Below are 21,034 nucleotides of genomic sequence, written 5' to 3' on the forward strand. Positions count from 1 at the left end.
AAAAATCTCCCGTCAACGAGCGGCCGTTTCCGTGTGCGTTATGCCGTTTATCCCGGAGAACCGGCACCACTGAGCCGCAATAGAGCATCGGTCTGGCTGCGAATTTGTGCGGCAACCGCGGAGTCCAGTCGATGCAGCCAGCGCTGCGGAATGTCGTCTACGCCATATTTGGCACCGGCCAGCATGCCTGCCAGCGCGCCGGTGGTATCGGCATCGCCGCCCTGGTTGACGGTGGCAACCAGGCAGGATTCGACGCTGTCGCTGTTGAAAAAATGGTGCAGCACGGTCTGCACGGTATCGACGATATATCCCGATGCCCGGCCCGGATAAGGGTCGTAAGCGAACTCCGCGAACCGCCCCACCAAACCATCGGCTACCTCGCGGCAAGCTGCTGCGTCTTGGCCGTCGATCAACAGCCCGGCGATCCGGCCCAGCGCCAAAGTCCCGGCGTCGGATAACGGATGGTGGTGAGTGATCCGGCTCTGCTGCAAACTCCACAGTTCAAACAATTCCGGCCGCCGCAAGGTCGCCAACACTACCGGCAGATTGCGCATGCAGGCGCCGTTACCGGCTTCGTCGTCGCGTGGATCGCCGGACAGTTCGCCACGGTCGCGAAACCGGAGGATGCCGCGGCGGCAGGTATTGCCGACATCGACCGGCCCGCTTTCCAGCCAGGCCAGAAAATTTTCGGCTACCGCCGACAAATTCCAGCCTTGGTTGCCGATGATTGCCTGACCCAAGGCCAAACACATCTGGGTATCGTCGGTAACCTGGCCCGGCTCCAGGCCCAGCCAGCCGCCGCCAACGATGTCGCGGTGCACACCGTAACGTTTTTGAATCCGCTGCGGCGACATGAACTCCACCGTCGCCCCCAGCGCATCGCCGCAAGCAAAGCCCAGATAAGCGCCCAAGGCACGATTCGAAATCTGCGCATCCATCAGCTCAACACCCTAACCCGGTAATCGCCGCCAATCGCCAGATATTCCGCTTCGCCGCGCAAAGCGTGGTGCGGCAGCAATTCGTTAAAAAACACCAGCTTGACCATCGGCACCCGCACTTCCAGAATGTTGGCGCCGAATTCGCTGGCGATACCGGGCCGGTCGGTAAAGGACGTAATACTGTTAAACCGCACGATTTTGTCGTGCCGGCCCTCGTCTTTGACGACGCAATCGTCCAGCGTATCGACACCGCGGTACAAGGTTTTGTGGGTCGCGGCCGGAACCTGGAACCGCTCCACCACCCACTGGCAAAACTCGTAAACCAGATCCAACTGCATATAAATGCAATTGTTGTGGTAGCGGCTGTTCATCTTTTCTTCGATGTAAATCAACCAGTCGTTGCTGATGAAATTGCGAATCCGGGTTTTATGAAAGTTCGGAAACAAGCCGAAGCGGCTTTCCACCCAGCCCTTCAGTACCGCACCCTGGGCGTTGTTGGAATCCATGCCCCAATCCTGAATCAGCCGTAAGTAACTGTTACGGTAGCGGCGCCGGCCCAGGGCATCGTCGCGCAGGCGCTGTTCGGTCTCGAAACCGAACACCACGCACATATAATCCTGAAACACCCGGCCGCATTCGGCCAAACTCGGCTGCTGCGCCAATTGTTCGAACAAACCCGGCGCAGACTCGCGGGTACCGGCGATATGCAGAGGTTTGGGATAGTCGTTAAACAGATGGCTGGCCATGCAAGCCGTCGCCATGCCGATCAAATTGGTGCTGTGGCTATACAAAGAACTATCGGGCATAGATTTATCGGAAAGCAAGTCCGGCAATTGGATAAGCGCTAATTCTCACATCGAATAGGGCAATTCGCCATCCCGAACAGGCCTGCAGGGACGAATTCGCCCGGTATTCTTCGCGCCGTAAAGCTAAATCCCAAACCACGCAACCGGGCGACGATAAAAATAGCAAGCAGCAAGCAAGAACCTAGCCGTTTTTTGTGATTGACATCACACAAAGACAGAGAATACAGTGCGGTAGCCGATTGATTATTAAACAAAAAACAAGTGATCGATGACGGGCAAAACTATAACAACACACAGGAGATTCATATGAAAAAGTATGTAGCCGAGTCCTTCGGGACATTTTGGTTGGTTCTTGGTGGCTGCGGTAGCGCGGTGTTGGCCGCGGCGTTTCCAAATGTGGGCATCGGCTTGCTCGGCGTCTCGCTGGCGTTCGGCTTGACGGTACTGACCATGGCCTACGCCATCGGCCATATATCGGGCTGCCATCTCAATCCGGCGGTGTCGGTTGGCTTGTGGATGGGCGGCCGCTTTCCGGCCAATCAACTATTGCCTTACATTGTCGCCCAAGTCATCGGCGCCATCGTCGCCGGCGGCGTGTTGTATTTAATCGCCAGCGGCAAGGCCGGTTTTGATGTGGCTGCGGGATTTGCCTCCAACGGTTACGGCGAACATTCGCCGGGCGGCTACTCCCTGCTGTCCGCGCTGATTACCGAAGTGGTGATGACGATGATGTTTTTACTAATCATCCTCGGCGCCACCGACGCCCGCGCCCCGGCCGGCATGGCACCTGTCGCGATTGGTTTGGGCCTGACCTTGATTCACTTGATCAGCATTCCAGTCACCAACACCTCGGTCAATCCGGCTCGCAGCCTGGGCGTGGCGGTTTATGTCGGCGATTGGGCCTTGGCGCAACTCTGGCTGTTCTGGCTGGCACCGATTATCGGCGCGGTGCTGGGCGCGTTGATCTATCGCTTTATCGGTAGCCCCGACGAGTAAATTTCGCACAAACATCCGTTCCAGTACTCCACGATAGTGGGGCGAGCCTTCAGGCCGCCCCACTAAACATGCAATCAGCTCTTCTTCCATCATTCCACCATGGATATAAAAACCTATAAAGGCCGATCCAATGTGTCCGGCGCCATCGCGCTGAACGACCGCTACTTTGTCGTCGCGGACGACGAAGACAACCAACTCAGCGTGTTCGACAAAAATGCGGAAAAAGCCTTGAAACCGGCAATCGCCCTCTCGGCGGTGTTCGACGGCGAGATCGAAGACGGCAAACATCAGGAAATCGATCTGGAGGGCGGCACGTGCATCGGCGACGTCTATTTCTGGATAGGTTCGCACAGCACTAGCAGCAAAGGAAACGACCGGCCCGCCCGGCGGCGCTTGTTCGGCATTCATCTGAACGAAGTCGAACCGGGCGAATTCAGCGCCCAACGTTACGGCTCGATCTACACGCAATTCATCGCCGATCTAAAACAGGACAGCCGCTTCGCCCGCTACGACTGGGAACAAGCCGAACGCACACCACCCAAAGACACGGGCGGCTTGAGTATCGAAGGCCTGGCGACCACGCCGGCGCAAGGTTTATTGATAGGCTTTAGAAATCCGCTAGCTGGCGGCACCAGCGAAAATGGCGTGTTGAAAAACGGCAAAGCCATATTAGTGCATCTGCTCAACCCGCTGGCATTGCTGCAAGATCAAACCGCCCAATTCGCCGCGCCGATAGAGCTGGATTTAGCCGGCTTGGGCATCCGCGACATCGCCTGGCGCCAGGACAATCAATACCTAATCGTCGCCGGCCCATACCACGCCAATGAACAGCGTTTGGAGAAACATTGGCTGTATTTATGGGATAGCGAATCCGGGGACCTGAAACGTCTGGAGCATATCGACCTGGGAGAATTGAATATCGAAGCGGCGTTCTTTTTTCCCGGCGATGAAAATTGGGTAATGCTGCTTAGTGACGATGGCAAGGATAAAAAGAGCTTTCGATGCGTTTCGGTAAAACTTTAGGGGCTGTTGCCATTTTCAAACAATAGCCTTGAAATTGAGCGGCTCTGCCTCAGTAGATTGATTTTTCAATCAAAAGACAAGCAACCGATGCCACGACAATTGTTTACGGACGAATACTGGAATAAATTCAAAGCCATCATGTTAAGCCTGGGGATTTACGACAAGCCTTCGCTCCGGCAAACGGTAGAAGGGATTTTTTATCGCATGCGAGTCGGCTGCCCCTGGCGAGACCTGCCTGCCACGTTTGGTAAGTGGAATGCCGTGTACAAACGGTTCAATGCGTGGTCACTGCAAGAAAAACTGATGGGCATTTTTCGAGGTCTAGTTGTGGCACCCGATTTGGAATGGACCTTTATTGACGGCAGTATCGTAAAAGCGCATCAGCATAGTAGTGGCGCGGCTCGTGAACAGGATGCCGCGATTGGGAAATCCGTCGCGGGTAACACCACGAAAATCCATATGGCCGTTGATGCCTGCGGGCTGCCTATTCATTTCTCGGTCACCGGTGGTGAAGTCCATGACTGTAAAGAAGCGCCGAAATTAGTGGCTAAACTGCCTTTGGCTGACTACACGGTCGCTGACAAAGGCTATGACAGTGAACCTCTAAGGATTCAAATTCGAGAGAAAGGGAGTGTGCCCATCATTCCTAGAAAACAGAATTCAATCGTCGGGAATGACGGAATGGATTGGTGTCTCTACCAATATCGCCACCTCGTTGAAAATGTCTTTGCGCGATTGAAACATTTCAGAGCCATCGCGACGCGATATGACAAATTGAAACGCAATTTTGAAAGCGTTGTCGCTTTGGCCTGCGCTTTTATTTGGTTACCCATGTAAAACGGCAACAGCCCCTAACCAAAGCTGGCTTTTTGAAGTGGACTGAGATCGACGCTCGGAATGTAGGACTTCTAATCAGCTCGGTAATTTTGTTAGTATACAAACGCTATATCATCTGTTTTGGCGAGATATACAGAAACCATTTAGTTACTTGTTAGAGCCTACAATATTCATCCTATGGACACAAAGAAGATTGCCTCCATCGCTGGCGACGTTGCCATTGAGTTTTTTGTCCCCGGTTACCTGCGGGCGGCCTATACAGCGCTCTCGAAGTCACGTGAGGATGTTGATGCCGCAGAATCAAAAGGAGTTGCGAGCCTTGAGGAAGAGGCGCGAAAGCAGCAGATCGTCATGGAATTCCAGGCTCATCAAGCCCGCGTCTCGCAAGAGCTGGCAATCGCCGAACGCATCGCAAACTCCGCTGAAGTCCAAATCGAGGAGTTCTACGATCTTTCAGGTAAGGGACACACCGGCGCGAAAGCCGACGAACAATCCATTACTCTTGGTATTGGCGCAGAAGGACGTAGGGTGACCAAACGGGTTATCCGATTCACGGGTTGGCGCGACCAAGCTGGACAGCAGTGAGCTCTAACAGGTTGATCGAGCCGACTCATGCGGCGTGTCGCCCAGCTAGCGGCGCGACTTCAACGCGAGGCAACCACAGGAAACGCACATGAGCCGCGTAGGTTGGGTTGCATGCTGTTCGCAACCCAACAAACCGCTCACTCCCATCCAATACTGCTGTCCAATATTAACGGCGATTCTCCCCAATTCGCGGGCAACACACCTTGCCGAATGTAACGGTGGAGACTGCTGAAAGGCCAATCCACGGGCCTGGCAACTAAACCGTGTTTGACCGGGTTGTAATGGATGTAATCGATATGCTGGATAAAATCGCGTTCGTCGCGAATCTTCTGTTCCCAAAAACGCCGCTGCCAAATCGCTTGTTCGTTTTTATGTTGCCGACTCGCTGAGACAAAAGGCCTTTGGCTGTCGGCAATCGATGCGGTAAAGGCCCGTTTAATATTGCGCCAGCGGATCGAATAATCGCTATCGCCATCCGGTAATGTCCATATGGCATGAAGATGATCCGGCATCACCACAAACGCATCGATTGCAAAGGTACGCCGGGCTTTTTCTTGCCGAATTGCCTTACGTAATTGTTCCACCGTTTCAGGCTCGGCAAACCAAGGCTACCGCCGATGCATTACCACGGTAAAAAAATAGCAAGCTCCGGGATGATAAATACGGCGGTATTGCATGATTGTGTGGTTTCCGGATTATGCCAGCATCATGTTGGGTTGCGAACAGCATGCAACCCAACCTACAAATAACGAGAATCCAGCGAGCGACGTATTTGGGACCGGCCTTATCCCGTATGCCGCGCCGAGTACCGGAGCTTTTGAATGGATCAGCCCGTAGGGGCGATGCAGGGATGCATCGCGTTGCCGAAGGGGCAGGAAGCCCCTTTCGGCAACCCCGTTCAAAAGCTTCGGAGCGCAGGGAACAAGCGGCATCCGGGTCGCCTTTTCTTTGGATACTTTCTTTTGGCGGAGCAAAAGAAAGTATCTCGGCTGTCGGTCCGAGAACCGACATTAAAATAACCGTCGCGCCAGCGACACATCATTCTGCAAAACATCAAACCCGCGTGGGCACAAAAACCGTGCCCACCCTACCCCTGCGCCATTCAAGCTCACTCCTCCTCCGCGACTACCTTGGGCATATCCCGATTAATCAAGAAATACACCACCGGTATCACCACCAACGAAAACAAGGTGGAAGCGATGATGCCGAAAATAAAGCTCCAGGCCAAGCCGGAAAAAATCGGGTCCAGCACGATCATCATCGAACCCAATACCGCCGAGGCGGCGGTCAAAAAGATCGGGTTCAAACGGGTGGCGCCGGCTTCGACGATGGCGTCGGCCAGGCTGATGTCCGGATTGCCGCGGTAAATGTTTTCGATGAAGTCGATCAGAATAATCGAGTTACGCACCACGATACCGGCCAGCGCGATCATGCCGATCATCGCCGTGGCCGTGAAATAAATCGGGCTGGCGTACTCGCCGACATCGCCGGCAAACAGATTGATCAGCCAGAAGCCTGGCATGATGCCGATCACGGTCAACGGAATCGCGATCATCATGATCAGCGGTACGCCCAACGAGCCGGTTTGGCCGACCAGCAGGATGTAGATCATCACCATCGCCGCGGCAAAAGCCAGACCGAGGTCGCGGAACACGTCGACGGTGATCTTCCATTCGCCCTCGCCGGCCATTTCGGCTTTATAACCGGCCGGCAGCGGTTTGGTTTCGAACACGTCGAACAAATCCAGAATCGCCTCGACCGGACTGCGGCCGGCCATTTCCGCGGTGACGTAAGCCACACGCTGCAAGTTCTTGTGGTAAATGGCTTTTTGCCCGCTCTGGCGGTCGAATCGGCCCAATTCGCTCAGATGCACCAAGACGCCGTTGGCGGTTTTGACCGACAAGGCCTGCAAATCGGCTTCGGCCGAACGCGCGGCTCTGGGTAATTGCAGCCGGATCGCCAGCGGCTGCCGCTCGTTTTCGGCATGCAATAAGCCGACATCGGCGCCGGCCAGCGCCAACTGCAAGGTTTGGGCAATTTGCGCGGCCGTGACGCCCAACGCGGCGGCCTTGTCGTGCTCCACCAGAAACTGCCATTTTTCGTAGTCGGCTTCGACGAAATCGTCGACATCGACCACACCCTCGGTTTGCTGCATGTCGGCCCGCACCCGGTTGGCGACATTGATGATATCGGCATAATCGGCTTGCGGCGGGCCGTAGACTTCGGCGACGACGGTGGACAATACCGGCGGCCCCGGCGGCATTTCCACGATCTTGATGTTGGCGCCGAATTGTTTTTCGATGCGGTCGATCTCGGGCCGCATCCGCAACGCGATTTCGTGCGAGCCTTGCTCGCGGCGGGTTTTATCGGCCAACACGATGCGAATATCGCCCAGGTTGGCGCCCTGCCGTAAATAGTAATGGCGAACCATACCGTTGAAGTCCATCGGCGACGACAATCCGACGTAGCTCTGGTAGCTGCTGATTTCGTTGACGGTCGCCAAGTAGCGGCCTAGCTCGGCGGCAACTCGGTCGGTAGCCTCCAATGACGTCCCTTTCGGCATGTCGATGACCAGTTGCAGCTCGTTTTTATTGTCGAACGGCAACAGCTTGAGCGGCACTACTCGGGTCACCGCCATCAACGCCGACAACACGAAGGCCACGATCACCGCCGCCAGAAACCACCAGGCCTTGGTCTTATCGGCCAACAGCGGCGCCAGAATGGCCTGATAAATCTTGAAGCCCCGACTTTGTTTCAAATCGAACGCCGGGCCGTGGTCTTTGCCGTAATCGCCTTTCAATAAACGATAACTGGCCCACGGCGTGACGCTGAAAGCGATGACCAGCGACAGCAGCATCGCGATCGGCACGTTAAATGCCATCGGCGCCATATAAGGCCCCATCATGCCGGTAATGAAAAACATCGGCACGAAGGACATGATCACCGCAAACGTCGCCAGTATGGTCGGCGGCCGAATTTCATCGACGGCGCTGAGCAAGGCTTGCAATGGTGGCTCTTTACGCATCTTGTAATGGCGGTGGATGTTTTCGACGTCGACGATAGGGTCGTCGACCAGTAAACCCAGCGACAAGATCAAGGCAAACAAGGTCACCCGGTTGATCGTGTAACCGAAGATCAAATCGCACAGCAGCGTGATGGCGAACGTCATCGGCACCGCCAGCGATACAATCAGCGATTCCTTAAATCCCAGCGACAAGGCCAGCAGCACAATGATGGTCAGAATGGCAATGCCCAAGTGCATGACCAGTTCGTTGACTTTGTGATCGGCGGTTTCGCCGTAGTTGCGGGTCACGGTCAGCAACACGTCGTCCGGAATCAAGCTGCCTTGCAGTTCCTCGGTCAGCGCCAGCACCTGCTCGGCCACGCCGACCGCATTGGCGCCGCGGCGTTTGGCGATGGCGACGGTCGCCAGCGGCCGTTCCTCGCCGGCTTGCGGCAAGCGGCCGGGCTCGCCGAGCGCGTGCATTTGCGCCACAGCCGGACCGAAGCCGATACGGGTGTAGTAATCGGTATCGGCCGGTCCGTCGACCACCTCGGCCACGTCGCGCAAATGCAGCAAACGGCCGTTGCCGCCGGCCACCACGGTATTGCCGACCTGCTCCGCGCTTTGGTAGTACGGTCCGGCTTCCAACACGATTTCGCGGTCGTTGGCGGTAGTTTGGCCAACCTGCAAATTCAGGTTGTTCTGTTGCAAGGCGCGCTGGACATCGGCCAGTCCGATACCGCCGGCCTGCAATTTGGCCGGGTCCGGATAGACCGAGACCCGCCGCGGTGCGGCGCCGACCACCCAGCTTTTGCCGACGTTATCCACCGCGCGCAGACGCTCGATCAGTTCGTCGGCAATTCGGCGCAAAGCCATAGCATCGACGTTGGCGTTTTGCGGCGACAGGCTCAGCAATAAAATCGGCACGTCGTCGATTTCCACCGGTTTGACCAGCCAATCGCTGACGCCCGGCGGAATGATGTCCTGGTTCGCCAGCAATTTATCGCGGGTCTTGATCAGGCTGTTTTCCAGGTTTTCGCCGACGTAATAGCGCACCGTCACCACGGCTTGGCCCGGCCGGGAGATGGAATAGACGTATTCCACGCCTTGAATCTGGCGCAGCAATACTTCCAGCGGCGTCGTAATCTGTTTTTCCACTTCGTCGGCCGAGGCGCCCGGCGCCTGCACGAACACATCCATGACCGGTACCACGATTTGCGGGTCTTCCTCGCGCGGCGTCAACATCAGCGCCGCGGCGCCGGCCAACAACGAGATCAGCAAAAACAACAAAGACAGGTGCGACGTGGTAAACAACCGGACGATGGCAACCGTCAGACTGTCTTTTTTAATTTCGTTGGAATTCATTGCCCAAGCTCGCCTTGCCGGAGGATGGTTTCGCCGTCCTTTAAACCGGACAGCACTTCCAGTTGGTCGCCGTAACGTTTGCCGCTACGGATATGCCGCATCTGCCATTGTCCGCCCTCGACCACGCGCACGGCCTGTAATTGGCCGAATTGCACAATGGCGCTGGCCGGCACCAGCAGCACCGCTTGCGGCGCCTGGCAGCGCGCTTCCAGCCAGGCGAATTGGCCGTGTTGCAAGCCGGGCGTTTTCGGCAAATTGACCTTGACTTGTTGAGTCAGGGTTTGCGGATCGATCTCCGGGCTGATTTCGTCTATGGTGCCCGCCAGCGTCTGCCGCAAGGCGTCGATTCTGACCGATACCATTGCACCCAACTCAAGCTGAACGGCACATTGGCTGGCTATCGCCGCTTCCAAGCGCAAATCGTCAGGTTGATGAAAACTGATGACAGGCTGGTTCGGCGCGGCCATGTCGCCCGGCTCCTGGAAGCGTTCGCCGACCACGCCGTCGAACGGTGCGTACAGCATGTTCTCGCCGAGCATGACCTTGCTCTGCTGCGCCGCGCTGGCGGCCTGATTCGCCATGGCCCGCGCGGCTTTGGCCTGGGCTATTACCGCATCGTAGTTTTGCCGGGTGGCGGCTTGCTTCTGGTACAGATCGACGATGCGTTTCTCGTCGGCGCCGGCCTGAGTTGCCTGGGCTTGGGCCGCGACGTAGGCGGCATTCGCAGCGTTATAGGCGGCTTGCAAATCGCGGTCGTCCAATTTGGCGATCAATTGGCCTTTTTTCAAACGGTCGCCGGGATGAACCGGCATTTCGACGATCCTGGCGTTCAGTTTCGGCGCAATTTTTACCGCCAGCCGCGAACGCAGTGTACCCTGCCACACCGACGATCCGGCCTCCGCCTGTCTGGCAATGCGCACAGTCGCCGCGTTGGCGGGAACGGTTCTGGCGGCTATCGAGGTAGTGCCGGGCTTGGTCTTGCTGTCGCCGCCGAGCACGCCGAGCGCCAGCAGAATGACCAATAACAGGCCGCCGATAGCCGCCAGCGGCACCAGCCATTTCGGTTTGTCGGAAAGAAAACGATGTTGGGACATGTGGTTTTGCCTGCAAGGGTTTATTGCCAAAAGCCGATGGCTTGTTTCAAGTCCGCTTCGGCGCGCAATGCATCGTAACGGGCGCCGATTTGCCGATTGCGCGCCCGATCACGGGCGACTTCGGCCTCGAGGTAGCGGGTGACGGTGACGACGCCGGCCCGGCGTTGCTCGTTGACTAAGCGCAACGCTTCTTCGGCGGCTCGCACCGCGGCGTCGCTGACCTCGGCCCGGTGCAAAGCCTGCTGCAAGCCGAGCTGCGCCGATTTAAGCTGGTTTTCGATGCGCAACCGGGTCTGCCTGACGGTTTCTTGGGCCGCGGTCAGTTCGTGCTCGGCCTTGCGGATTTTTTCCTGGGTGGCAAATCCGGAAAACACGTCCACTTCGACCATAACGCCGGCACTGACGTTGTCGCGGTTGCTGCTGAACGCCAAATCCTTGCTGTCCGAACCGTAACTGACATAAGCATCGGCGCGCGGCAGATGCGCGGCTTTGGCCGCCGCCAATTGCTGTTCGGCAATAGCCACGCGTTTCTCGGCATTTTTCAACTCGGGGTGTTGCGCCAAGGCTTGGTTCAGCAATTCGTCGAAACCGGCGGGATTGTCCGGCAGACCGGGTTGAAAATTGCCGGCAAAATCGAATGCGTCGTTAGCATTCAAGCCCAATAGCGTCCTCAACAGGCTCTGCGCCAACTCGATGGCATGCGCCGACTGGATTTCGGCATCTTTAGCCTCGGCCAATTGCGTTTCCAACGACAGCACATCGGATTTCAGCACCACGCCGGCGTCGTATTGAATCTTGGATTGATTCAATTCGCTCTGTACCGCTTCAATTGCGCGGTTATTGACCTGATGCGCTTCGATCGCCGCCAAACCGCCGTAGAAGGCGGCGGTGACGTTATTCACCAAACGGTTGCGGGTAGCGGCCCTTTCCAGTTCGGAACTTTCGACGCCCAGTTGTGCGGCTTGGCTCAAATAGTAGTCCTGGCCGCCGCGAAACAGCGAGTAAGTCGCCGTGACTTGCGGACGGTAATTGTCGACGCCGCCCGGATGGTTAAAATCGCCGCCGTTAAGATTCAAGCGGCGTTGAGCAATGATCATCGAGAACGCCATGGCCGGATTGTCGCTATGCTGGTATGACAGGCTGGTTTTGATTTGCGGGTAAAAATTGGCCAGCGCCTGCCCCAACTGGGCGTCGGCTTGCTCGATCCGCTCCTGCATGATTCGCAGTTCCGGGTTGTTCGCCAACGCCTGCTCGACGGCTTGTTCCAGCGTGTAGGTATTCGACGCCCGCGCCGCCGATTGCGCAAAACCCAACAAAGCCGCAAGCGGCACAAGGCCATATTTCACAATCATTCGCATAGAAATGCCAAACGTTAGTAATTAAGTATTTCCTAATATTATAGGCCAAATCCGTCCTTTCCTCGCCTTTTTTATTTGCCTAAATTCGATATTGCCCGTATGCCAATTTAAGATAGTCGTTTAGGCGTAGAAATGAATGCTTGAAATGTTTGGTCATCATGGTAACTTTAGGCACTCACCCAATAACCTTCCCATAATAATAATTAGCTTGAGAGGATACAGCGCATGAGCCTTGACGAAAACACCAACGAAACCGCGAATCAAGCCGAGGAGCCGAATCAGGCCGCCGCTAGCCCTGCTGCAGCCCCAACCGCCGCCGGCAATGCTCTGGCCGGTTTTCTGGCTTTAAAAGAATCCAACCCCAAAGTTTTTTACGGCGCGATCGGCGGTGCTGCCGTCGTTCTGCTCGCTTTGATGTTCAGCGGTGGCTCCGACCCAAAATTGCCGGTCCACCAACAAAAACCGCTGGTACCCGGCCAAAGTTACGTACTGAAAAGCCCTAACACTTACGATCCGAATGCGACGGTTAGATTGGTTTCCGTGCCGGGCTCGTTGGCGGCCTACGACGATACCGAGGAAAACGACCGCGATGGCTCTTGCAAACACATGCCGATGAATACACCGGTCAAATTAACTCAAGTCCAAAACGATCCGACCGACAAGAATCTGGTGTGGGCCGAAGTCGAAATCGCAGCCAGCGGGGAATGCCAAGGCCGACGCGCGTGGACTTCTTCAATAAACTTGCAATAAGAGTTGACACAAAAAAATAAGCTTTTATAATACGCAGGATAGTTAGCCAAGCGGGAATAGCTCAGTTGGTAGAGCACGACCTTGCCAAGGTCGGGGTCGCGAGTTCGAGTCTCGTTTCCCGCTCCAAATTCGATTAAGCCGCGGCAAAACGCGGCTTTTTTGTTTAACCGATCAAGGCTGCGTAGCAAAGTGGTTATGCAGCGGCCTGCAAAGCCGTATACACCGGTTCGATTCCGGTCGCAGCCTCCATTAGTCGATTCGGCACAGTTCAACGAAGTACATCAAACCCGCAAGCTGCAAGGCTTAGCGGGTTTTTTATTGTTCAATAGCGTTCAACGGGATTCATTGAAATCCAGGGGTAACTGGGGGTAACATTCGGGGGTAACCGAGTTACCCCGATTGGAGTTACCCCCATGGTCCTATCCGACATCGCCTGCAGGAACGCCCACAAAAGCGACAAAGCCAAAGACGGCAAGGCTTTCAAGCTGTTCGACGACAAAGGTTTATTCCTGCTGGTCAAGCCCACGGAAAGCGGCTGGGGTAAGTGGTGGCGGTTTAAATACCGCTTCGACGGCAAAGAAAAACAACTCTCGCTCGGCACCTATCCGGAAGTCAGTCTCGGCCAAGCCCGAGAAAAACGCGACGAAGCCAGAAAACTGGTCGCGGCGACGATAGACCCCGGCGAAAACCGCAAAGCCGTCAAAGAAGCCAGAGCCGACAGCTTCGCCAACAGCTTCGAAGTCATCGCCCGCGAATGGGGCTCCAAAAAAGTCCAAACCTGGGACGAAAAAAACAACCGCTCCAAGCGCATGCTGGAACGCAACATTTTCCCCTGGCTCGGCGCCAAGCCGATTGCCGACATCCTGCCGAAAGACATCCTGGCCAGCCTGCGCCGCATCGAAGAGCGCGGCACCATAGAAACCGCCCACCGTACCCTGCAAATCTGCGGCCAAGTGTTTCGCTACGCCGTCGCCACCGGCCGCGTCGATCGCGACATCACCCAAGACCTGAAAGGCGCCCTGCCCCCGGCCAAGGGCGAACACTTCGCCGCCATCACCGAACCAAAAGAAGCCGCCGAACTATTACGCGCGATCGACAGCTACCAAGGCTCACTGCCGGCGCTGTGCGCACTGAAACTGGCGCCGCTGGTGTTCGTGCGGCCGGGCGAACTGCGAGCCATGCAATGGCAAGACGTTAATCTGCAAACCGCCGAATGGCGTTACCTGGTAACCAAAACCAACGTGCAACACATCGTGCCGCTGTCGCGCCAGGCGCTCGCCATCTTGGAAGAACTGCAACCGCTCACCGGACACGGCCGCTACGTGTTCCCGTCGGAACGGACGCCGTCCGGCATTCGCTGTATGAGCGAAAACACGCTGAACGCCGCGCTAAAACGCTTGGGCTACGGCAAAGACAAAATGACGGTGCACGGCTTCCGGGCGATGGCCAGGACTATACTCGACGAGGTGTTGGGCGTACGGCCGGACTTTATCGAACACCAACTCGCCCACGCGGTCCGCGATCCCAACGGGCGCGCCTACAACAGAACCGCACATTTGCCGGAACGGCACAAGATGATGCAGCAGTGGGCGGATTATTTGGATGCAATACGAAACGGCGCGACGGTTCTCCAGTTTCCGCGCCAGACTTGACTCTAAAATGCAGTGTGCGTGGCAGGATTGTGCGTTGGACCTTCAGAATTTTCTGTCCCGAAATAATGCCTTTAAATTGGTGGCGGCCAGAAAGGCCTGCCCGTAGTGAACTTTAGAAAGGATTGTAAATGGTTAACAAATCAACGATACCTAAAATTGAAAAACAAATTCGAAGTTTGCCGCCAAAACTTGTTGGTCTAGTTTCGGTGCGCGCAGCGATGCGCCTATTGCCTTGGGTTGAGTCCGAAGAATCAATTTGGGGGAAATCGCAATTGCTTAAGTTGCTAAAACGCCCACTTAACGAGATGGTTTCCGAAATGAGTTTCCCGTTATGGCGCGCCTGTCAAGTAGCCAATGCAGTTACAAATATTGATAGTGTCGTTACATTCGCCGACGCCGAGATCACTACATACGCCGCCAGTGCCTCAGCCACTTATGCGGACATACACTCCGAAATCTCCAACTATGTCAAAACTGACCGGATTGTTGCCGCTGTCATCATATCCTCCGCAGCCAACTCCGTCGCTGCCTACGCAGCCTCGACGGCCTCCGCTAACAACTTCGATGATGGCGGCAGCACCTACAAAAACGCTTTACGATGCATTAGTTTTCATAAATTTTTATCTGTTAGCTTGTATCTGCAAGCCATCAGTCACGATTTGAAATTGGCTGATCAGACTAAGTCATTAAGCAATCAGCCGCTTTGGCCTGACACATCGCTAAGGCCACGTAGAGACATCCAGTTCTGGCAAGAACTGCAAAAAAAATGGTTGGAACTCGATACAAGCTACCAATATTGGATTGATTGGTACGAGGCACGTTTGCGTGGTGAGCCGGTCGTCTGGCAGGAGGTCCGTGATCAAATCCTATTAACCGAAGAGCAATTAAGACAAAAACCAGAAGCCATCAACGCCTATTTACTGAAATTGGCTCAATCAGCGCAGCAAGATGGTTTGCGACCACTGAATCGGTTGCGGGTGATTTTGATTGGGCCGGGAGACTCCGGCAAGACCTCATTATTGAATGCCTTGCATCGGCAGCCAGTGGTGGAGGGCGTTGGCGATAAAACGGTCGGTATCGAGGTGCGCGAATCGGTGTTCGACGACAAGAAGTCCAGTTTCTGCAATCATACCGCTCCAGATCAGCGTGGTGACGACGTTATCATCCACTTTTGGGATTTCGGCGGCCAAATCATGTACCACGCCACCCATCAGTTTTTTTTACGTGCCAATTGCGTTTATATCGTGGTCTTAGACGGCCGGCGTGCGGCTGCCGGCGGCAGCGAGGCGGATTATTGGCTGGAGCATATTCGGGCGTTCGCTCCCGATGCCCCGGTTTTGCTGGTCGGCAACAAAGCCGATTTGGGCCCGATGGAATGGGATGCTAATAGGCTTCGCCGCAAATATCCCAACATCCGCGAAGGTGGATTTTTCCAGTTGGCTTGCACCGACCCGAGCAATCCCCGCTATGATTTCGCCAAATTCGTTAGCGCTTTACGGGACGAGTTACAACGCGCAAGCACGGTGCAACAAAAGTTTTCGAGGGCTGAGTTTAATGTATTGGCAGAGCTGCGGCGTTGCTCTGCGAATGATACCTTTATGCCTAAAAACGATTACGGAAACTTGTGTCGCAAACACGGTTTGTCGGTTGAGGAGGGGCAAGCCGTATTGCTGGATTTGCTGGACAAATTGGGCGTCATCATCCATTTTCCAAGCTTATATCGGCTGGACGATTTTTTGTTGAATCCACGTTGGCTCACGTATGGCGTGTATCAAATCATCGAACGGCAGCAGGCGGATGTTTCTGAACAAGAGGTGATTGCTTGGCTGAAAGACAAAACGGTGGTCGATAACCTGGGCAACACTTTGGCGTTTCCTAGGACGCATTGCGGTTATCTGTTGGACGCGATGGAAGCCTTTAAGGTGGCTTATCCTATAACAAACCTAGGAGGTGCGCATCGCTTTATCATTCCGAGTTTATTGCCAACCGATGAGCCTCCTTTGACGTTTCCGGAGCGAGAGGCACGAGCCTTCCGCTTTCGCTTTGAAGGTTTATTGCCGCCGCAATTGTTGCCTCAATTGATCATAGCTAGGAATTCGGACATTGATGCGGAACACGTTTGGCGACATGGCGTCATGCTGAAATCGACGCATCATGGCGGTGCCCGTGCTTTGGTGCGTGGCGACGATTACGCCAGAACCTTGACACTTTGGGTGATTGGGCAGGGTTTGCAGGATTATTTCTCAGTTCTTTATCAGGCTGTACAGGATGTTTTGGCATCCATGCCTAAGTTGAAATATGACGAACTGATTCGTTTACCAGATTCTGCTCGTGTTGGCGATAATGGATTTGCCGATTCGGTGACTCAAGAGAATTGGGCCAGTTGGACCAACGTGCTTTATGCATGGCGGGACGGCGAGAAAAATTATCGAGAAAACGGAGTTAAATACGATTTGATCAAAGTGTTAGGCATCATTAATAGCAGTACGTGGGAAACATTTTTGAGTAAACTTACCGTCAATCAATTGGAAATTTTTATGGGTGATCAATTTATCAATAACGGGCAAGCGGGTGCGATGGGACCAAATGCTAAGGCGGAAGGCAACCATTTCCAGCAAGTATTGCAACAATTGCAGGCTGCGGACACCGGCCAATTAGCTGAAGAGTTAGGGACATTGCGTAGCCATTTACGCCAAGCCGCGACCGAACCGGAACATGATGAAGCGTTAGCAGGCTGGTGAAAAACTCCCAAAGCTGCAGTCATCAAGGCGCATAGCCTCAGCAAACAAGTAAAATAGCGCATCTAAATTGGAGAAGCCCCCCATGCGCGGACACGATGCCATTCAAAATAGCTGGTTCAGCTACGTTAGCCTGGAAGACCGTATTCCCAAACAGCATCCGTTGCGTCGTTTACGGCTACTCGTCGATGGCGTATTGGCCTCTATGGATGCGGTCTTTGCCGAATGCTACTCCCATACTGGCCGCCCGTCGATTGCGCCCGAAAAACTGCTGCGCGCCTTGCTATTGCAAGTGCTGTACACCGTTCGTAGCGAACGCCAGTTGATGGAACAGCTGGACTACAACCTGCTGTTTCGCTGGTTTGTCGGTTTGGGTATCGACGATGCTGTCTGGGAACGCAGCGTGTTCAGCGCCAACCGCGAGCGCCTGCTGTCCGAAGCACTGAGTCGCGAGTTTTTTGAGCGGGTCTTGGCCATTGCCGAATGGCAAAACCTGGTGTCCGACGAACACTTCAGTGTCGACGGCAGCCTGATCGAAGCCTGGGCCTCGCACAAAAGCTTCGTGAAGAAAGACGGCAGCGGTCCTGATAAACCCGCCGGCCGCAATCCCGAGGTCGACTTCAGCGGCGAAAAGCGCAGCAATGCCACGCATCAGAGCACGACAGACCCCGAAGCGCGGCTTTACAAGAAAGGCGAATACACCGAGGCCAAACTGCGTTACATCACCCATGCCCTATCCGAGAATCGTAACGGCCTGATTGTCGATGTCGAAACCACCCAAGCCACCGGCACCGCTGAAATCGAAGCCGCGCAAACAATGATCAAACGCCGTGTTCCCAAAGGCGGCAGCGTCGGTGCCGACAAAGGCTATGACCAACCGGCGTTCGTCAACAAACTCAAGACGCAAGACATCAAAGCCCATGTTGCTCGCAAAAAGACCGGCAGTGCCGTCGATGGCCGCACCGCGCGCGGCAAAGCGTACGCTCAAAGCCTCAAGCGCCGCAAAATCGTCGAAGAAGCCTTCGGCTGGATCAAGACCGTCGGGGGCCTGCGTAAAACCCGCCACATCGGCTTAGCCAAAGTCGCAGGTCAGGCCTTGTTTTGCTTTGCCGCCTACAACCTGACGCGCTTGCTCAACCTATTGGTGTTCACGCCGAAACCGGCGTGGAGTGCGCCCACCTAGGGCGAAGTGCGCCTGAAAACCGTCCACAGACGGCTTCAGGCGAATAAAAAGCCCTTGAAACAGGGGCAAAACGGTTGAAACTCGATGTCATGACCGATTTCAACACGAAAAAATCACGGAAACCGTGGGTAAGGGGAAATATCAGTGGGTTTTTCACCAGCCTGTTAGGCGCGGTAGCAGGTGCCGAAAAAGCGGCCCGGAACGGCGATGGGCCTGCATTGTTGGAGCATCTGAAAAAAGCCGGAAAGTGGTCGCTGGACATTGCCAATAAGGTGGGCATAGCCGTTGCTGCCAAAGCCATCCAAGCGGCAATGGGGCTATAGTCGGGAACGTTGTAACGAATGTCGTTAATCGTTGGTATCGGTGAGGCTCTCCATTAACCAAATTGTCTTAACAGCGCCAATCTCTCCTCCTTCGACAACGTGCCAATCAAACTGGCGGCTAGTTCCATGGTATTTGTGATGGGCGGGTTAATCCAGCGTTGGAAGCCGAGTTGCATGACGAAGCGGGCGGCGCAGGCGGGGTTTGAGCAGTTGCAGTAAAGGTCGGCGATGGTTTTTTCGTCGTTCAGGTTGTTGCGCGAGGCGATGTGGGCTTTGTGTTGGCAGTGCGGGCAATATATGATCATGTTTTTAGATAGTAAGTTTCAACCTAATAGCGAATATCTAGCCAAATAATTATAACTATTAAATGGAAGAACTAAGACGACTTGCTACCGAATACTATAATAAAACGGTTGGCTTTAGTTACTATGGGCCGAAGGGGATAATATTTTTATCCCTATCTTTGCCATTTCTATTTTTTTCATTGTATTTTAACTTCAAAACGCAGAGCTCTTATCTCACAATCTTATTAATGTTTCTAGCAGTATTCTTATGGGGTTTAGCAAAAAAGGAATACGAAAAAAACTTAATCTACCAGCTTTCATTCTATACACACCTGCAAAGCAAAAACGTCGATGAACAAAAGGCCGCTTATTTGTTATTGCTGACAAGCCACGTAGCAGGCTCTTTGTTCGAAAGCATGAAAATATTTAAAGAAATTGTAGAGACTAATAATAAGAATAAAAGCTTAGTTTTAGATAATGTCTGGCATCATTTTTTTAAGTTTTTATACAACCCTGATTCCAAAAACAGAATATTGAGTTTGATTATTTATTTAATAAGCTTAGTTGCATTGCTTACAATAGTAAAGCCACAAACAAACATTGATTTTTATGGCATCATTTATGCGATTGATTGGGAGGAATTGATTTGGTATTTTGCAGGGATCGCACTCATGATTGTAATATCTTACGTAATAATTGTAGTGCCAATCATGTTTGTAATTACCTACCTGGCTATTCCGCTAATGTTAAAGAATAATTCGAAAGTTATGTTGAATAAGTTCTTTATTTCCGAGCTGAATAAATATGCATTCCTTGAGAAGAGTATTGATTAATTTTTTCGGCTGCAACAAAATTTTTTGACTAGGCCGAGGAGATTTTGTGGGAAATAAAGGTATCAAACTTGAGTTGTTTTCCACGGTCACGATACTTCCGATATTGGCCTATACCACTCGCCAAATGACGTCGGCTGATTGGTTGGTAGTTGTCATACTTTTGGGGCTTGCCGCGTCTTTTCTTAGTTTTTCGACATCTTTCATCTGCTGGTGGTGGCGCCGATAAAGCAGATTATTTAGCGTTATGGTCATTATGGCTATAATGTAATCAACCGGATAGCCCGACGGGGCGAAAAGCGGGTTTCGTCAGCTCGTTTCCGGTTTTCCATTCTGACGGTTTCACTTTGACGGAGTGGCAATGCTGCTGGTGTATTTTTCCGGGCACGGCAATTGGTATCTTGCCGACGCAACGGGCGTTTCAAAATCAGAAAACCGGGTTGAACATCGAGAAATCTCGCCCGAAAATCCTAGAGAGTCGGGATCAGCATTTTACCGACCCGGAGACGCCGTTGCCGGCGTATTTAGTTTGTCGGAAGCCGACAACTTGCAATACCAAATTACCGGATCGCTCGACAAGGAAAAAATCAATCGCTTATTTCCTTGTCGGCATCCGCACAGCGCTTTCCAAAAACTCGCGGATAACGGTAGGCTTCCGCCAGAAATCTTTGAGCGCTGTTACTTCGAAATCAGAAGGAATAGATATTCCGAATTCATAATAAGCCGCCGACCATATTTGCGAGAACGCGGCGCGTTGGATTATTCGTTGGAATTTCTCACTCCATCCGAACAATCAGACTTGCAAGATGCGCAACGCCAAGATAAACCTATTCTCGATTTCCTAGACCAAAAACACCCATTGCACAGCTCCGAATTACGGATCGCATTCGAGGTGTGGAACGCGGTACTGAAAGACAATCCGGAGAAGCCCAAGCGCGGTAGTCGCAAGAAATTTATCGAGGATTGGTTGAGAAAACATTACCCCACAGAAAAGGAATTAACCAATTCGGCCAGAGACAGAATTTCGACCTTGGTCAATTCCGACATCGATAAAAACGGCGGGCCTCCTTCAGCTTTTTAAATAACCTACCTACCCCCGGAGGTCTTGCCCGGCATGGCCTAGCGAGAATTGCGACGGCTGAAAATTCATAACCCCCTGGAACTGTTCCACCTTCTTTACATCCACCAGACGCCGTACGCTGACCCCGAACGTAATTGGTCCAAACGGACAAAGGGGTTAACAGGCTGGTGAAAAACTCCCAAAGCTG

The 21,034-nt window shown here is 53.8% G+C and carries 17 protein-coding genes, 2 tRNA genes and 1 pseudogene; 13 read left to right on the plus strand and 7 right to left on the minus strand.

The genetic code is table 11. The annotated features are described in order from the left end of the window. Positions 1 to 47 precede the first annotated feature (47 nt). Both draG and MKFW12EY_RS15790 read right to left on the minus strand, forming a co-directional pair. The gene (gene draG, locus MKFW12EY_RS15785; protein WP_221053344.1) at positions 48 to 938 is read right to left on the minus strand and encodes an ADP-ribosyl-[dinitrogen reductase] hydrolase; all 891 of its coding nucleotides are present in this window, start codon (positions 936 to 938) and stop codon (positions 48 to 50) included. Further along, positions 938 to 1,744, minus strand: coding sequence for an NAD(+)--dinitrogen-reductase ADP-D-ribosyltransferase (locus tag MKFW12EY_RS15790; RefSeq protein WP_221053345.1), 807 nt, complete (start codon positions 1,742 to 1,744; stop codon positions 938 to 940). The genes draG and MKFW12EY_RS15790 overlap by 1 nt, the downstream gene beginning before the upstream one ends. Before the next feature lie 306 nt (positions 1,745 to 2,050). Here MKFW12EY_RS15790 and aqpZ point away from each other — a divergent pair, with 306 nt between their 5' ends. The 4 genes from aqpZ to MKFW12EY_RS15810 all read left to right on the plus strand — a co-directional run bounded on the left by aqpZ (position 2,051) and on the right by MKFW12EY_RS15810 (position 5,185). Beyond that, positions 2,051 to 2,740, plus strand: a complete 690-nt coding sequence (gene aqpZ, locus MKFW12EY_RS15795; protein ID WP_054763055.1) for an aquaporin Z — start codon at positions 2,051 to 2,053, stop codon at positions 2,738 to 2,740. A 99-nt stretch (positions 2,741 to 2,839) separates the two neighbouring features. Next, positions 2,840 to 3,763: a DUF3616 domain-containing protein gene (locus tag MKFW12EY_RS15800; protein ID WP_054763054.1), complete on the plus strand. Its 924-nt coding sequence runs from the start codon at positions 2,840 to 2,842 to the stop codon at positions 3,761 to 3,763. 87 nt (positions 3,764 to 3,850) lie between these two features. Beyond that, positions 3,851 to 4,600 carry an IS5 family transposase gene (locus MKFW12EY_RS15805; protein WP_054763859.1) on the plus strand — a complete coding sequence of 250 codons (750 nt, stop codon included), beginning with the start codon at positions 3,851 to 3,853 and terminating at the stop codon, positions 4,598 to 4,600. A gap of 177 nt (positions 4,601 to 4,777) precedes the next feature. Beyond that, entirely contained in the window at positions 4,778 to 5,185 is a 408-nt protein-coding gene (locus tag MKFW12EY_RS15810) for a hypothetical protein (protein ID WP_054763149.1), read from the plus strand. 137 nt (positions 5,186 to 5,322) lie between these two features. Here the strand turns inward: MKFW12EY_RS15810 and MKFW12EY_RS15815 are convergent. The 4 genes and pseudogenes from MKFW12EY_RS15815 to MKFW12EY_RS15830 all read right to left on the minus strand — a co-directional run bounded on the left by MKFW12EY_RS15815 (position 5,323) and on the right by MKFW12EY_RS15830 (position 12,000). Beyond that, positions 5,323 to 5,862, minus strand: a pseudogene (locus MKFW12EY_RS15815) (REP-associated tyrosine transposase). Positions 5,863 to 6,293: 431 nt separating this feature from the next. Next, positions 6,294 to 9,554, minus strand: coding sequence for an efflux RND transporter permease subunit (locus MKFW12EY_RS15820; protein ID WP_221053346.1), 3,261 nt, complete (start codon positions 9,552 to 9,554; stop codon positions 6,294 to 6,296). Continuing rightward, positions 9,551 to 10,648 carry an efflux RND transporter periplasmic adaptor subunit gene (locus tag MKFW12EY_RS15825; RefSeq protein ID WP_054763150.1) on the minus strand — a complete coding sequence of 366 codons (1,098 nt, stop codon included), beginning with the start codon at positions 10,646 to 10,648 and terminating at the stop codon, positions 9,551 to 9,553. The genes MKFW12EY_RS15820 and MKFW12EY_RS15825 overlap by 4 nt, the downstream gene beginning before the upstream one ends. A gap of 20 nt (positions 10,649 to 10,668) precedes the next feature. Then, complete coding sequence (locus MKFW12EY_RS15830) at positions 10,669 to 12,000, minus strand: TolC family protein (RefSeq protein ID WP_245006327.1); 1,332 nt, start codon at positions 11,998 to 12,000, stop codon at positions 10,669 to 10,671. Positions 12,001 to 12,231: 231 nt separating this feature from the next. Between MKFW12EY_RS15830 and MKFW12EY_RS15835 the strand changes: the two genes are divergently transcribed. The 7 genes from MKFW12EY_RS15835 (at position 12,232) to MKFW12EY_RS15865 (ending at position 18,652) form a co-directional block, all read left to right on the plus strand. Then, positions 12,232 to 12,756, plus strand: a complete 525-nt coding sequence (locus MKFW12EY_RS15835) for a hypothetical protein (RefSeq protein ID WP_054763151.1) — start codon at positions 12,232 to 12,234, stop codon at positions 12,754 to 12,756. Between the two features lie 50 nt (positions 12,757 to 12,806). Next, positions 12,807 to 12,882, plus strand: a tRNA-Gly gene (locus tag MKFW12EY_RS15840). Positions 12,883 to 12,931: 49 nt separating this feature from the next. Continuing rightward, positions 12,932 to 13,005 (plus strand) — tRNA-Cys (locus MKFW12EY_RS15845). 164 nt (positions 13,006 to 13,169) lie between these two features. Continuing rightward, complete coding sequence (locus tag MKFW12EY_RS15850; RefSeq protein ID WP_221053348.1) at positions 13,170 to 14,408, plus strand: tyrosine-type recombinase/integrase; 1,239 nt, start codon at positions 13,170 to 13,172, stop codon at positions 14,406 to 14,408. 128 nt (positions 14,409 to 14,536) lie between these two features. Further along, the gene (locus tag MKFW12EY_RS15855) at positions 14,537 to 17,149 is read left to right on the plus strand and encodes a COR domain-containing protein (protein WP_221053349.1); all 2,613 of its coding nucleotides are present in this window, start codon (positions 14,537 to 14,539) and stop codon (positions 17,147 to 17,149) included. Between the two features lie 82 nt (positions 17,150 to 17,231). Then, entirely contained in the window at positions 17,232 to 18,329 is a 1,098-nt protein-coding gene (locus tag MKFW12EY_RS15860; RefSeq protein WP_221053058.1) for an IS5 family transposase, read from the plus strand. Positions 18,330 to 18,418: 89 nt separating this feature from the next. Further along, positions 18,419 to 18,652 (plus strand): hypothetical protein, encoded by a 234-nt coding sequence (locus MKFW12EY_RS15865; RefSeq protein ID WP_221053350.1) that lies wholly within the window; start codon positions 18,419 to 18,421, stop codon positions 18,650 to 18,652. Between the two features lie 53 nt (positions 18,653 to 18,705). Here MKFW12EY_RS15865 and MKFW12EY_RS15870 read toward each other — a convergent pair whose 3' ends face one another. Further along, positions 18,706 to 18,957: an Ogr/Delta-like zinc finger protein gene (locus MKFW12EY_RS15870; RefSeq protein ID WP_054763777.1), complete on the minus strand. Its 252-nt coding sequence runs from the start codon at positions 18,955 to 18,957 to the stop codon at positions 18,706 to 18,708. A 227-nt stretch (positions 18,958 to 19,184) separates the two neighbouring features. Here MKFW12EY_RS15870 and MKFW12EY_RS15875 point away from each other — a divergent pair, with 227 nt between their 5' ends. Both MKFW12EY_RS15875 and MKFW12EY_RS15880 read left to right on the plus strand, forming a co-directional pair. Beyond that, a complete protein-coding gene (locus tag MKFW12EY_RS15875) occupies positions 19,185 to 19,769 on the plus strand; it encodes a hypothetical protein (RefSeq protein ID WP_221053351.1) in 585 nt (194 codons plus the stop codon). A 358-nt stretch (positions 19,770 to 20,127) separates the two neighbouring features. Beyond that, positions 20,128 to 20,847: a hypothetical protein gene (locus tag MKFW12EY_RS15880; protein ID WP_157199694.1), complete on the plus strand. Its 720-nt coding sequence runs from the start codon at positions 20,128 to 20,130 to the stop codon at positions 20,845 to 20,847. Positions 20,848 to 21,034 lie beyond the last annotated feature (187 nt).

This window comes from Methylomonas koyamae, assembly GCF_019669905.1.
GTDB lineage: Bacteria > Pseudomonadota > Gammaproteobacteria > Methylococcales > Methylomonadaceae > Methylomonas > Methylomonas koyamae.